The sequence below is a fragment of the Halomonas caseinilytica genome, assembly GCF_001662285.1.
Taxonomy (GTDB): Bacteria; Pseudomonadota; Gammaproteobacteria; order Pseudomonadales; family Halomonadaceae; genus Halomonas; species Halomonas caseinilytica.
In genome coordinates this window covers 630,465-644,642 of sequence record NZ_BDEO01000001.1, presented here as the reverse complement: position 1 = coordinate 644,642, position 14,178 = coordinate 630,465, and the positions used below count along the sequence as shown (strand labels likewise).

Here is a 14,178-nt window from a genome sequence, read left to right as displayed (position 1 = left end):
GCCCGCCAACCCAGCCACCACAACCGTACCGAGCAATAGTGTCAGTATACGCATGAGGATCTCCGAAAAAGGAATGATATCCCTATGGTAGCAAGCCGCACCGGCCCTGCCCTGTGGCAAAACGGCGACACCTGGAGGTATCTCGTGAAATGTCCTTCCCCGAAACAACAGCACGTCTCTTGCTATGGTAAGGGGCAACCCCATGCAAAGGTCGCAATGATGAGGATCGCAAGAGTCGCAGCCACCATCGGATTGGTCGGAAGCTTGGCAGGTTGCGTGGCATACGGTGGAGACTATGGAGGACATGGCGACGGCTACCATCGTTCAGGCTCGTCGGTGCCCCAGGGCCACATGCCACCACCTGGAGAGTGCCGAATCTGGTACCCGAACCGCCCGGCGGGCCAACAGCCGCCTCCCGGACCTTGCCATGAGCTGCGCTTCCAAGTGCCTCCTGGAGCACGCCTGATCTCGGGATGAATCAGGAAAGTCGCTCACGGACTCATGCAAGGCACAGCAGATTCGGTCGACACGTCGCCTCCCTTTGTCAGGACGGCCGACTGATGCCGACCTTGCAATGCTGCCCCGCAGGAAAGTGCAGGCGTCTTCCTGTTACCCGAACGCAGTACACCCGGCATGACCGCAACAAGCCGGCAAACCAGCACTCGGGGAAAGCCAACGAGTCGACGCGCTATCCAATGAGCCCGTTCAGTGGTCGGGCATCGCGGCTGTCCGGGAAGACACGAGTATCCAATGCCTGGGCATCGAGATGCAGGTGATCGCGCAGCACGCCCTTCAATACGCTGCGCATGTCCTGGGCAGCGATCAAGTCGCGGTTGTCCCGTAACCGTGACAGTCCGGGCCACTCGCCATGCACCCTGCCTCCCCGCACGGCCCCACCAGCCAACAAGACACTGCTGGCCGTGCCATGGTCCGTGCCCCGTGTACCGTTGATCCCCACGGTCCGACCGAATTCGGTAACCACGACCACGGCGGTATGCCGCCAATGGCTTCCCAGTGAGGCCTGCAGTCGTTTCATGCCGACATCCAGCCCCTTCAGCTTGCGCTTCAACACCGCATTCTGCCGTGCATGGGTATCCCAGCCGCCATCCTGGACCATGGCAACTCGAGGCGCGTTCTCGGCCGACAGAAAGCGTCCCGCAGCCTGCATGACACCAGCCAGTTGCCCTCCGCCACCACCACTGCCATCAGGCACGATCTGCTGCGAGGCGAGTGCCTGTTCGAAGGGCTCGGACAATCTTTCATCTTCTCGATAGAGATCAGCAACATACCTGGCCAGCGCGTCGGGTCCCTGCTTGCCGGGGGTGGGCGACCATGTCATGAAAGGCGCATCGCCGCGCACCATCAGTGGCTGTGCCGAGGCGATGCTCAATCCCTCCATGCCCTGCAACTCCCCCACCGCACGGTTGAGCCAACCAGTACGACTGCCATCCGGCCCATCACTGCCATTCTCCAGGCAATTCTGCGCATCGAAATGCGAACGCCCCCTGTAGGGCAGGCCACAGGCATGCACCACGGCGAACTCCTGGCGCTGAAACAGCCGGTGACAGAATGCCAGGGAGGGATGCAGGGCAAAGGTGTCGTCCAACTGACGCGTTGCCTCCCGGGGAAGCGCCAGCTCACCGCGCAAGGACGCGAAGCGCGGCTCGCCAAGACTGGGTACCGCGGCCAGGCCATCCATCGCCCCGCGCAGCAGAACCACGAGCAACCGCTGGGGCTGGTCGACGCCATCGGCAAGCGTCATCGCACCGGGCCAGAGCAGCAGACTGCACCCGCCGGCCAGGTGAGAAAGGAATTGACGCCGAGTCAACATAAGCCGTCTCCCTGTGACGTGAAAGAAGCGCCGCTCAGCGCCACTGAAATTCCGGGCTCGCCAGTACGATCGCCGCTCCCTGGCGACGGTCGGCCTGGCTGATGGCAACGGCCGTCGACTCACGCAGTTGCGGGCCGAGGCTGTCCTGCGCCAATTCCATGGGGTCACGCATTCGAGCAAGCCGCTTGGCATGACGCCGAGCGATCAACAAGCGTTTCCATAGCGCGTCGGCACCAATCCAGTCATCGGCGGTGTCTCCCCATCCAGCGGGCGAGCCCGGACGAAAGGACGGCTGCCCGAGCAGACGCAACTCACGTTTCCAGCGCGCGCCCTTAACCGCAGGCAACTGGCCCAGGGCACGGTGCAACGCCATCAGGTATTCATCGGGGCGGCGGAACTTGCGAGGCGTTTCCTGCCAAGCCAGTTCGTGAGTGAACAAGGCTCGGTACACGGGCAACAATTGCCCCTTGTGCTGTCGATAGGTTCTGGCCAGGTGCTCCACCAAGTCGCTCGGCGGATCATCGGCGACATAATGCCGGGCGAGCGCCGCGGCAACATGCGTCGCCGCCGCTGGCTGGTCGGCCAGGAAACTCAGCATGGCGCGCCCCTGGGCAGCATGGCGCTGGCTGAACGTCTCGCCCAGCAGTCTGCGACTGCCCGGCTCATGGGCACGCCGCTGAAACACACTGCCATGCGACGTCAGTGGCCGGGCCTTGCTGTTATCCGGAACCTGGAGGCGGGTACGCCACCCCGTCAATGCGCGTGCCAGCTCCAGAACATCCTGCTGGCGATATCCGCCATCCACGCCGAGGCCATGAAGCTCCATGGCTTCGCGTGCCAGGTTTTCATTGATACCGACTGGCTTGCCACGCCCCTTTTCTGCACGCTGGTTGCGCCATCTGCCCATGCGCGACCCCGGGCCGATGGATCCCGCGTTATCCAGATACATCAACATGGCGGGATGCTGCTCGGCACCGAGCAGCAAGGTGGCGAAATCTTCACCGATGTGCGGTCGAATCGCCTCGCGTTCAAAGGCGCCGGCCAGCAATCGTACGCTCTGCTTCTCGGCCGAAACGGTGAAATGATTGCTCCAGAACATGACCAGCCGCTCATGTACCGGAGAGGTGGTGGCACATTGCTGCCGAGCCCGCAACTGCACTTCGCGCAAAATATCGCCATTGAAACGTTCGCCGAACGTCGGCAAGGCAACCTGTTCGCCCTTCTCCCGGGCCTGCTGCCGCCGAGCGGCGCGACGATCACGACGGTACTCTATCAACCGCTCCAGATACTCCGAGCTTCCCGCAAGCCCCTGCAGCGGCTCGCCAAGGGGCTCCGGCGCTTCCAGCTGTGCCAGGACCCATCCCTTGGGATCATGCGCTATCTCTTGCAGCTCCCCCGGTCCGGCACCGAGCCCGAAGCGGTTGGCCGCCACGGCGGCGCGGCTGAGGCCATTGTCCATGCAAGATTCCTTCTGCCCATCTGGCGCATTAGGTCCCACCTGCCCACGAGAGTTCATTTCTCGACGCGACAGTGAGCCTGTTCATCGAGCCTTTCATCGACTCCTGGGACAGACAGGGCGAGCGTCATTCGGGCTCGATCCTCGAGCATGACGACCGGCGTACTCGGCAACCGCCTATCGCCATCGCTGCCATGCATGCCACAGCAGGGCCACCAGGCAGCAGGCCAGTGCCGGAGCGGCAACATCCAGCACCGATCCCAGGGCCCAGCCATGCCGCAGGCCTGCCCACCAGGGCAAGGTCGCCAGGTTCATGTCGGCGAACTCGGGCAGCCGCAAGGCCTCATATTCGTTCTGGGCGATTTCCCGGCCGAGAAACACCATCACGGCCGCCACTCCCGCGCCCCTGAGCCCGAGAATACCTGCCAGTCCAATCTGCACGGCGACGGCGATCCACATGTGTTCGACGAGTGTCATGTCCATGGCGAACTCCTTTTTCTCCCTTCGCTGCCCTCGTGACCACGCCCCGACAACGCCGTTCACGAGCAACTGGCCGAACGGCCAGTTGCCGGCATGCAGCTCGACGCCTCGCCCGGCATCTCGGCCTTCCGAACGCCCGTCAATGGATAGTATGTCGAGTCGTTCGGCGACGACTTGCTGTATATAGGCAGAAGACGCTGGATCAGTGCTGGCCCAGCCGTCTTCGCTGGCATGGCGGCAAGCCATCGGGCATCGCTACCTGCAGAAGAAGAGCTTTCAGCCATCAGGCTCGCCACGCCAGCCGATGCCCAGGGCTACGCCGTCATCCCGTCGAGCTCCGCTCTCAGTCGGCATGCGCCCGGGTCAGTGCCGATGCATTCAGCAGCCGATGCAGCACCGCCATCACCGCCAGCGTGACGACCAGCGCCACGCACATCGAGCTGAAGCGGTACAGGGCATCGTAGAAAAAGTCCTGATTGGGCCCCAGATACTGGCCATAGAGAATGCCCAGCGTCGTCATCCCGCCGAAGCCGACTCCCGAGCCTCCGCCCTCGAGCAGGTGCACCCGGGCGAAGAGCATCAGGCCGATCCAATAACTGACCAGCACCAGCAGCAGGTGATCGCTCTGGGTGAACAGCAACAGTTGCAGGATGATCGCCAGGTTACAGCCCAGCAAGGTGCCAATGGCACGCTTGACGGCGGAAACCCGCGCGCCATGATAGCCCAGCGAGAACAGGATCAGGATGGTGGCCATCTGCGCCGACAGCGAGTCCCGTAGATCGAGCGTCTGGAACACCACGAAGGACAGCGTCGCCGTGATGGCCCCGATCAATGTCTGGTGGCGCACCAGAGACGCCGACTTCTCGACCGCCGAGGGCCGCGCACGCGGCTCGACATCGGGAAACACCCAATACATCACGGCGGCGATGATCACGGCCAGCACGCTAGCCACCAGATTGCTGGCCAGCAGGTCGGCAAGGTCCAGCGTCGGATAGCTGGCGAAGTGCATCAGCACGCTCAGAGTCAAGACCCCGTTGGCACCGAACACGAACAGCGGCCCTTTCGCCATCAGCCTGAAGCGTGCATAGAACAGCAGAAACACGATCCCGGTCATGACCACAGGCATGTGCTGCGTCAGCCCGACCACCAAGCTCACCTCGACGACATTGAGACAGGCATTGCCGAGGAACTGGCGCACCACGTGCGCATTGAACGCCGGGATGATGCCAAGCATGAACATCGGAAAGACGGTGAAGAACACCCCGTAGTTCCAGTCCATCAAATGGCTGATCATAAAACCGATGCTCGCGCCAAAGGCAATGCGCAGGGACTGGCGAAGATCGTTGACAGCAAAGCGCGACTCGCCAGGCTCGATCCCGGGCCCGTCGCCCCGATGCGGCATCACCAGCCCCAGCGAACGCGCCAGCAGGCGCCGTACGCCATGGCCGAGGCCCGCAAGCGTCGAATTCGGTCGCGGCTCAGTAGACATAGTGCAACCAGGACATCAGGTGGACCTGCAGGCCACCGAACAGGCTCGCCAGAGGATTGGCCTCGGGCAACAGCTGTACCGTGGCCCGGGCACCGCTGACCGGCAAGGGATGAGGAGGATCTTCCACCTCGAGATGCAGGCGAACCCGCTGGGCATCGCGTACCCAGCGATCGGTGGTGGGAATATCCGCCAGGTTGCCATCGGCCATGATCTGACCGGCTCGCACCCCCGCTTCCCTGGACACTACCCGTGCCGCAAAGACCTCGCCCGGCAAGGCATCGAACACGACCCGCGCCGGCTCGCCTTCCCGCACATGGCGAAGGCTCTTCTCGCGGAGATCGGCAACCAGGTCGAGCCGATTCCCCACAAGCGCCAGCACCGGCTGACCCCGGGTGACATAGTCGCCCTCCCGCAACTGTAGATTGGACACCACACCGGCCCGTTCAGCGCGCACCAGTGTCCGGGAGAGATCGAGCTCGGCCTGCTCGATATCATTATCCGCTTGACGCAACTGCAGGTTGCCGTCTCCGCTCTCGCCGAGTTTCACCGTGAGATAGCGGATACGCGCCCGCGCCGCTTCCACCGCGGCACGGGCTTCACGTTCGTCGGCAGCGATCTGGTCGAAGCGCTGGCGTGAGATGCCTTGACGCTCGAGCAGCGACTCGGCCCGCCGACGTTCGGATTTCAGCTCATCGGCGGTCGACCGGGCCGACTCGAGATTGGCTCGGGCCTCGGCCAGATCGGCCTCGATCAAGGTATTGTCCCGGTTGACCGCTTCCCGTGCCAGGCGCGCCTCATGCAGCGCCAGCTCATAGGGTTCGCGATCGATCCCGAACAGTACATCGCCCTGCTCGACATGCTGATTGTTCTCCACGGCGACCGCCTTGACGCGGCCGTCCACCTCGGGGGCAACCTGCACCACCGGGCGCAATACCCTGGCCTGAGGTGTCATCGGCATGTAGGTATCGGCAAGCACGAAGTAAATGAACAGCACGCAGAAGGCCACGATCGCGGCGCGGACCCAGCGCGCGAAACGCTGATCTGGAGACATCGATGGATTCCTGTAAATACTTGCTACCCTGGCCGGCTGGCATTGCCAGCGGCTCGAAGGGCGGCAATATTAGCAGGATTATTAGTTTGCTAAAAACATCTTCGTTATCGATATCGGCTTCCCTGGGCAGTATTCGCCAGGGCCAGTGTCCATTAAGATCGGCGATAGATGCGCTCGACCGCCAAACCGCCTCCAGGAGACCTTCATGAGACTCACGAAACGCCCATTGCTCGCCCCGGTCACACTGGCCACCATACTGCTGAGCGGCTGCACCACTTACTCCTGGCCGGACGGCAGCCGCGAGACGGTATGGGGTGTGCCCGCCGAGAACGAGACCAAGACCGAACAGCAGCGCCAGCAGGAAGCCCCGCGCTACCGCGTGCCCGGCGAGATCCCCGACGAGCGCTGAAAGGAGGCCAGCCGGCGTCCGACAGGACAGGTGTCACGCAGCGCCCAGCCGCTCGGCGATGCGCCTGGCCAGGGCATCGTGATCCTCGGCGAACCGGCGAATGCCCTCGGCCAGCTTGTCGTTGGCCATGGCGTCGGCATTGTGCTCCCAGCGAAACCTCGGCTCATCGATCGGCGTCGGGCGGGCACCAGCCTCGCCGTCCATCGAGACCGCCGGAGCCACTTCCCCCTCGCTCGAGGCCAGTTCCTCGAGCAACGCCGGCGAGATGGTCAGGCGCGGACAGCCGGCCAACGCCAGTACCTGGTCGACAGTACGAAAGCTCGCACCCATCACCACGGTATCGAAGCCTCCTTCCACCACGCGACGGCAGACACCGCGCACGAAACGCACGCCAGGATCCTCCTCGGGACCATAGTCCCGCCCGGTCGACTGCTTGTACCAGTCGGTGACACGCCCCACGAAGGGCGAGACGAGCGTCACGCCGGCATCGAAGCAGGCCCGTGCCTGAGCATCGCTGAACAGCAAGGTCAGGTTGCAGTTGATGCCCTCCCGCTCCAGGCGCTCGGCGGCACGAATGCCTTCCCAGGTCGAGGCCAGCTTGATCAGGATGCGCTCACGGCCCACGCCACGCTCATCGTAGGCTTCGATCAATTCATGCGCCTTGCGAATGCTCGCCTCGGTATCGAAGGACAACGCAGCGGGCACCTCGGTGGAAACGCGACCAGGGATCAGTCTGGCAATCTCGCAGCCCTTGGCGACGGCGAGTCGATCCACGGCCCGCTCCACCGCGGCATCACCGCTGCCTTCGATAGCCGCCAGTTCCGCGTCGATCAACGGCTGGTAGGCATCCATGTCGAATGCCTTGAGCAGCAAGGAGGGGTTGGTGGTGGCATCATAGGGACGGTAGCGACGAATCGCTTCCAGGTCGCCGGTATCGGCCACCACCAGGGAGTGTGCTTTCAGGGCATCGAGTCGCGAGGTCATGTCGATCCTCCTTTGGCGTGTCGAAATCAGGGAATGCCGTGGTGTCGTTGCAGCGCCTCACGGTAACGACCATACGCCTGATGATAGGCCTCTACGTTCGCCGGCCGTGGTTCGGCGGCCGCCATCGGGTCGAGGTGGACCAGCCGCTCGCACAGTGATGCCAGACGCATCGTCCGTCGACGGTCGCACCACGCCGCCTGCAGCGCCGCGCCCAGTGCCGCCGCATCAGTGATCTGCGGGCAGACCACTGGCGTGCCCGTCACGTCGGCGACGATCTGCCGCCACACGGAACTCCGGGCACCGCCACCGATCAGCCGGATCTGGCTGGCCCCCGACGCCAGCTTGCTAAGCCGCTCGAGGCCATAGCGCATGCCGAAGGTGGCGCTCTCGACCACCGCCCGACAAAGGTTGGCCGGCGTGGTATTGACACTGGTCAGTCCCAGGAAGCTGGCCGAGGCCTGGGGTAACGGCGGCACCCGTTCGCCGTTGAAGAACGGCAAGGTCGTCACGCCACCGGCTCCGATGGGTGCTCGGTCGAGCTGATCATTGAATCCCACCAGATCGAGGCCGAAAAGCTCGCGCACCCGATTGGTCGCCGAGGTCACGTTCATGGTGCAGATCAACGGCAGCCAGCCACCACTGCTGGCACAGAAATTGGCCACCATGGCGTCCCCGACGGGCACGGGTTCCTCGGAATAGGCACACACCGTGCCGGATGTCCCCAGGCTCAGGGTCACCAGGCCCGGCGCGATATTGCCGGTGCCGATGGCGCCGAGCATGTTGTCGCCCCCACCACTGGCCACCAGGACGCCCTCGGCGAGTCCCAGTTCGCGAGCCAGCGCCGAACGCACCACACCGGCCGGCTCGTCGGACGCGATCAAACGCGGCAGCACCCGCTCGGCATCGAGCTCGGGGGCTATCTCGGCGAAGACATCGCGCCGCCAGCAACGACGATGCGTATCGAAATAGCCGGTCCCCGAGGCGTCCCCCGCCTCGGCCACCCGCTCGCCGGTGAGCCAGTAGTTGAGATAGTCGTGGGGCAGCAGCAAGGTGGCGATGCGCTGATAGATCTCCGGCCGGGTTTCACGCAGCCAGGCTACCTTGGATGCGGTATAGCCGGTCTGCAGCACCAGGCCGAGCTTGTCCAGACAGCCGGCGTCTCCGCCGAGCCGCTCGATCAGGGCGTCATTCTGGCCGGATGTCTCGGTGTCACACCACAGCTTGGCCGGATACAGCGGTTCGCCGGCTTCATCCAGCGCCACCATGCCATGCTGCTGTCCGGAAACCCCGATGGCGCGAATGTCACGGGCATCGATACGCGCCTCGGCCACGGCAGCCTGGAACGCACCGCGAAAAGCGGCAATCCAGTCCGCCGGGTGTTGCTCGCGGCGCCCGTTGTCCCCTTCCTCGAGTCGATGGGGACGGCTCGCCTCGCCGAGCAGGCGCCCGGCCTCCGTGTCCACCACCACGACCTTGGTGCTCTGGGTACCGCAATCCACACCGATATACATTCCACCTCCCCTCAAGCTCGAACCAGCGTCTCAAGGGTAGCCCGTGCGCCCCGCTCATGCAGGCTCTCCAGCGCGGCCCGGTAGGCCTCGCGGAAACGCGCCTGGCTGGCCATGTCGCCGAACAACGCGTGCTGTTCGATGAAGGCCGTCGGTCGTTCGCGATTCCCCGCGGCCACCGCCATCAATTCCCCCTTGAGACGATCGACGACCTCGATGGGCTCGCCGTCTTCGTCCGTCCCCTCGGCATAGCGTGCCCAACTGGCCACCACTGCCGCCGCTCGATGCATCTCGCCACCCCTGGCAAGCTGGTCGCGAATGACCGGCAGCAGCCACTTGGGGATACGATCGGAACTCTCGGCACACAGGCGCGCGAGGGTGTCCTTGATCTCGGGATTGGCGAAACGCTCGATCAGGCCCCGCCGGTACCTCGCCAGGTCGACACCAGGCAAGGGAGCCAGCGTCGGCGAGGCCTCCTTCACCATGTAATCCATCAGGAAGTCGACGAACAACGGATCGCGACAGACCTCGTGGGCATATCGGTATCCGGCAAGATAACCGAAATAGCACAGCGCCTGATGGCTGGCGTTGAGCAGGCGCAGCTTCATCAGTTCATAGGGCTCGACATCCTCGACCAGTTGCACGCCGGCATGGTCGAGCGCCGGCCGCCCCGCCGCGAAGCGATCTTCCAGCACCCACTGGGTGAATGGCTCGCAGACCACCGGCCAGGCATCCTCGACGCCGAAGCGTTGCTCGAGTTCGTCGATATCAGCAGGCGTGGTTACCGGCGTGATGCGATCGACCATGGCGTTGGGAAACGGGACCTCGGACGCTACCCAGGCTCCGAGTTCGGCATCGCGTGCCCGGGCAAAGGTCCCGAACATGCGCCGGGCGAGATCGCCGTTGCTCTGGATGTTGTCGCAGGACATCACCGTGAACGGCACTACCCCGCGCTGCCGCCGCCGGGCAAGGGCCTCGACCACCAGGCCGAACGAGGTCCGGGGCAAGCCAGGCTCGGCCAGGTCATGGCACACGTCGGGATCATCGAGGTTGAACTCGCCGCTCGCCGGGTGAATGTTGTAGCCTCCTTCGGTCACCGTCAGCGAGACGATGCGAATGGCCGGATCGGCCATGGCCTCGATCACGGCCTCCGGATCGTCCGGCGCGAACCGATAGTCGATCATCGAGCCGATCACCCTGGGCTCGAGACTGCCGTCAGGATGTTTCACCACCAGGGTATACAGGTGATCCTGAGCGGCCAGGCTCTGCTGCATGCGGCGGTCACCGGGCATCACGCCGACGCCGATGATGCCCCAGTCCAGCGCCTCGCCGCGTTGCATCAGCGTATCCAGATACATCGCCTGATGCGCGCGATGAAAACCTCCCACGCCAATGTGCACAATACCGGGAGTCACAGCGCCACGCGCATAGCCCGGTGTAGCGACCTCGCATCCCAGCCGGTCCAGGTTGGCGTTGTTGAGTCGAGTCATGAAGCGTCTCCTGCCACGCGTGGCGATGGTGTCGTGTGCGGAATGGTGTCGTGTGCAGACATGAAGGATCAGTCGCTCGTGAACCAGTGCAGATCGGCGGCCACCGAGCGAGACTTGATCAAGCGCGCATTGAGCATGTCCTTGTTCCGGGCACGCTCGATGGCGCCCGCCTGGTCCTGGCCCATTCCCAGCCAGCGCTCGATCAAGCGTGCCTCGAGCTCCTCGTCGGGTACCTCGAGAAACAGGCTGAAGTCGAACTCATTACGCAATGCCGGCCAGGGGCCTTCATCGAGCAACAGGTAGTTGCCCTCGACGATGACGATGTGATGTTCGGGCGTGATCAACCGACCGCCGGCCCGGGCCAGATCCAGGGGACGATCGAACACCGGCACGGCGACGTTGCCATCGGTTCGGCGAATACGCTGCAGATCGTGCTTGAGGCCCGCGCAGTCGAAGGTCTCCGGCGCGCCTTTCACGGCAACCAGCCCCCGGGGCTCGAGCACGGCGTTGTCGTAGTGATAACCGTCCATGGGCACCACCGCCGCACAGCCGGCCTGGCAGGCATTGAGCTCACGGCACAGCCAGCCCGACAGGAAGGACTTGCCAGCGGCGGGCGGTCCCGCCAGAGCCACGATGAAGCGCCGGCTTTCCCCTGCCGCCTCCAACACTCGTGACGTCACCTCATGGATATTCGGATTCATCATTTTTCTCGCGTGATCCAAAAATCGCCGAGTAGGGTGAAGAGCAAGGCGCACGGCGCGCAGGAGCCCGAGCATATGAGGTATATGTGAGGGACTCCGAGTACCGTGCAACGCAGCAATTCACCCGCGCAGACTTTTTTCAGCTCATCCAATTACCACCATCGACGTTGAGCGTCTGAGCCACCACATAGTCGCTGTCCTCGGAGGCCAGGAAGACCGCCGCGCCAGCATGGTCCTCCGGGCGCCCCATGCGCCCCATGGGCACCGCCTCGCCGACCAGGCGCTTCTTCTCGCCGAGGGGACGTCCCTCGTAGCGCGCGAACAAGGCATCCACCTCTTCCCACATCGGTGTGTCGACCACGCCCGGGGCGATGCCGTTGACCCGGATACCATGCCGAATCAGATCCAAGCCACAGGACTGGGTCAGGCTGATCACTGCCGCCTTGGTAGCGCAGTAGGTACTGACCAGCGCCTCGCCGCGCCGGCCGGCCTGGGAAGCCATATTGATGATGGCCCCGCCTCGCCCCTGCTCGACCATGGCCGCCGCCACCGCCTGGAGCGTGAAGAAGAGTCCTTTGACATTGACCGCAAACTGTCGGTCGAAGCTCTCCTCGCTGACCTCCAGCACCGGCGCCATGTCAAACACTGCCGCATTGTTGACGAGAATATCGATGGTCCCGAAGCGCTCCTGGACCGACGCCACCATGGCCTTGATCGAGGCGCTGTCGCGCACATCCAGCCGCCTTCCGATCGCCCGTTCCCCGGCATCCAGCGACACCAGCCCTGCGTCGATGGCCTCTGTATCGACATCGGCCACAACCACCCGAGCCCCTTCCGCCAGATACCGCTCGGCGATCGCCAAGCCAATGCCTCGCGCCCCGCCGGTCACCACCGCCACCTTGTCGACGAGTTTCATCACGTTGTCTCCTTGTGTTGGTTCAACCGGAAAGGCGTTGCTTGCGCCAGGTCGCCACCAGCGCCGGCAATTCGCGCATATGCTCCATCACGTGCCAGGCACCGGCCTCGCGCAACCGCGCCGCCTGGCCAGGAGGCACGTGGCTGGCCCCGGTGAAGCCGATCACGGTCATGCCGGCCGCCCAGGCAGCGCCAACGCCAGCCGTACTGTCTTCCACCACGAGACACTCCTCCGGTGACACCGCCAGCGTCTCGGCGGCCAGTCGATAGATGGCTGGATCCGGCTTGGGGCGCGCCACCTGCTCGGCACAGAAGATCGGCGCCCCGTCCAGAAGAGCGTCCAGCCCAGTATGCGCCAGCGAGTCGCGTACCCGCCCGCGATGGCTGTTGGATACCACCGCCATCGCCATGTCCAGCCGTTCGATAACGGCGGCGACGCCATCGATGGCGCGCAACTCCTGTGCCAGACGACGTTCGATCTCTCGGTCGATGGCACCCAGCGCATCATCGGGCAAGGCATGACGACTGAGCGCCTCGAGACGCTCGAGGATCGCACCGGTGGTCAGACCGAGCGCCTCGCCGAGTCGCGATTGGATATCGACATCGGGCAGCCACGACGCGAGTCGCTCGACCAACGTCGCCTCGGCGATTGCCTCGCTGTCCACCAGCACGCCGTCGCAATCAAAGATCAACCTTTCCATGTCCACTCCTCAGGCTTCGGCGTCACTGGCGGCACGATTGTCCTGACGGGTCAGGGACGCCAGCGGATGACGCTCCAGGCTCGCAAGGGCGATGTCGTCGTCGGTGAACAGATGGCCTCGCCGTGGCTCGAAGGTGAAGCCAATCTCCTCGCCCACGCGGTGGGTCACGTCACCATCCACCATCAGCGTCAAGAGATCCTCGTCCATGTCCACATAGAGCGAGGTCTGGCCACCCAGGCGTTCGATGACCCTGATCCGCCCCCGCAGAGGGCCTGTCTCGTCCAGCGTCAGATGCTCCGGACGCACGCCCAGCGTCAGCGACTGATCGGCTTCACAGGTTCGCCCATCGACCGGCACCCGGGTGACATCGCCACCGGGCAGGCGGACGTCCACGCCCTCATCACCGGCCGACACCACGCTCACCGGCAGGAAGTTCATCTTCGGCGAGCCGATGAAGCCCGCCACGAAGCGGTTGCGGGGATGGTGATAGAGCTCCATGGGCGAACCGACCTGCTCCACCACGCCGCCCTGCAGCACCACGATCTTGTCGGCCATGGTCATGGCCTCGATCTGGTCATGGGTCACGTAGATCATGGTCGCCTTGAGTTCCTCGTGCAGCCGCGCCAGCTCGATACGCATCTGCACGCGCAGGGCCGCATCCAGGTTCGACAGCGGTTCGTCGAACAAAAAGATGCTGGGGTTGCGCACGATGGCCCGACCGATCGCCACCCGCTGGCGCTGCCCGCCGGACAAGGCCTTTGGCTTGCGATCCAGCAATGGCTCCAGCTGCAGGATGCGTGCCGCCTCGAGCACCTTCTGGCGCCGCTGCGCCTTGGCTACACCGGCCAGACGCAGGCTGAACCCCATGTTGTCCTCCACCGTCATGTGCGGATAGAGGGCATAGCTCTGAAATACCATGGCCAGGCCGCGCTCCGCCGGCCCCAGGTCGTTGACCCGCTGGCCTTCGATGACGATATCCCCCGACGAGGTGCTCTCGAGTCCGGCGATCATGCGCAGCAGGGTCGACTTGCCACAGCCGGATGGGCCGACGAAGACCACGAACTCTTCATCCTTGACCTCCAGGTCGACCCCCTGGATGACCTGGGTTTCATCGAAGCGCTTGACGACGCTGTTGAGTTGCAGGGTTGCCATGTAATTGTCCT

At 64.2% G+C, this 14,178-nt stretch carries 13 protein-coding genes; 1 reads left to right on the top strand and 12 read right to left on the bottom strand.

What is annotated here, in order from left to right:
• Positions 1–688: 688 nt before the first annotated feature.
• From HSDC_RS02740 to HSDC_RS02720, 5 genes are all read right to left on the bottom strand, one after another.
• The gene (locus tag HSDC_RS02740; protein ID WP_064698376.1) at positions 689–1,831 is read right to left on the bottom strand and encodes a DUF1501 domain-containing protein; all 1,143 of its coding nucleotides are present in this window, start codon (positions 1,829–1,831) and stop codon (positions 689–691) included.
• 34 nt (positions 1,832–1,865) lie between these two features.
• On the bottom strand, positions 1,866–3,290 hold the full coding sequence (locus HSDC_RS02735) for a DUF1800 domain-containing protein (RefSeq protein WP_064698375.1): 1,425 nt from the start codon (positions 3,288–3,290) through the stop codon (positions 1,866–1,868).
• 174 nt (positions 3,291–3,464) lie between these two features.
• Positions 3,465–3,770 (bottom strand): hypothetical protein, encoded by a 306-nt coding sequence (locus tag HSDC_RS02730; RefSeq protein WP_064698374.1) that lies wholly within the window; start codon positions 3,768–3,770, stop codon positions 3,465–3,467.
• A 340-nt stretch (positions 3,771–4,110) separates the two neighbouring features.
• Positions 4,111–5,256, bottom strand: coding sequence for a DUF2955 domain-containing protein (locus HSDC_RS02725; RefSeq protein WP_082919920.1), 1,146 nt, complete (start codon positions 5,254–5,256; stop codon positions 4,111–4,113).
• The gene (locus tag HSDC_RS02720) at positions 5,246–6,307 is read right to left on the bottom strand and encodes an HlyD family secretion protein (RefSeq protein ID WP_064698373.1); all 1,062 of its coding nucleotides are present in this window, start codon (positions 6,305–6,307) and stop codon (positions 5,246–5,248) included. Before HSDC_RS02720 ends, HSDC_RS02725 begins: the two co-directional genes overlap by 11 nt.
• Before the next feature lie 205 nt (positions 6,308–6,512).
• Between HSDC_RS02720 and HSDC_RS02715 the strand changes: the two genes are divergently transcribed.
• The gene (locus tag HSDC_RS02715) at positions 6,513–6,716 is read left to right on the top strand and encodes a hypothetical protein (RefSeq protein WP_064698372.1); all 204 of its coding nucleotides are present in this window, start codon (positions 6,513–6,515) and stop codon (positions 6,714–6,716) included.
• Between the two features lie 33 nt (positions 6,717–6,749).
• On the opposite strand, the gene HSDC_RS02710 is transcribed toward HSDC_RS02715, so the two are convergent.
• The 7 genes from HSDC_RS02710 to HSDC_RS02680 all read right to left on the bottom strand — a co-directional run bounded on the left by HSDC_RS02710 (position 6,750) and on the right by HSDC_RS02680 (position 14,167).
• Positions 6,750–7,700, bottom strand: a complete 951-nt coding sequence (locus HSDC_RS02710; RefSeq protein ID WP_064698371.1) for a transaldolase — start codon at positions 7,698–7,700, stop codon at positions 6,750–6,752.
• Positions 7,701–7,726: 26 nt separating this feature from the next.
• Entirely contained in the window at positions 7,727–9,211 is a 1,485-nt protein-coding gene (gene xylB, locus HSDC_RS02705) for a xylulokinase (RefSeq protein ID WP_064698370.1), read from the bottom strand.
• Between the two features lie 11 nt (positions 9,212–9,222).
• Positions 9,223–10,698: a mannitol dehydrogenase family protein gene (locus HSDC_RS02700; RefSeq protein ID WP_064698369.1), complete on the bottom strand. Its 1,476-nt coding sequence runs from the start codon at positions 10,696–10,698 to the stop codon at positions 9,223–9,225.
• A 68-nt stretch (positions 10,699–10,766) separates the two neighbouring features.
• Positions 10,767–11,399 (bottom strand): nucleoside triphosphate hydrolase, encoded by a 633-nt coding sequence (locus HSDC_RS02695; protein WP_064698368.1) that lies wholly within the window; start codon positions 11,397–11,399, stop codon positions 10,767–10,769.
• Between the two features lie 139 nt (positions 11,400–11,538).
• Positions 11,539–12,315 (bottom strand): L-iditol 2-dehydrogenase, encoded by a 777-nt coding sequence (locus HSDC_RS02690; RefSeq protein WP_064698367.1) that lies wholly within the window; start codon positions 12,313–12,315, stop codon positions 11,539–11,541.
• Between the two features lie 22 nt (positions 12,316–12,337).
• On the bottom strand, positions 12,338–13,015 hold the full coding sequence (locus HSDC_RS02685; RefSeq protein WP_064698366.1) for an HAD family hydrolase: 678 nt from the start codon (positions 13,013–13,015) through the stop codon (positions 12,338–12,340).
• A gap of 9 nt (positions 13,016–13,024) precedes the next feature.
• Positions 13,025–14,167 (bottom strand): ABC transporter ATP-binding protein, encoded by a 1,143-nt coding sequence (locus HSDC_RS02680; RefSeq protein ID WP_064698365.1) that lies wholly within the window; start codon positions 14,165–14,167, stop codon positions 13,025–13,027.
• Positions 14,168–14,178: the final 11 nt, after the last annotated feature.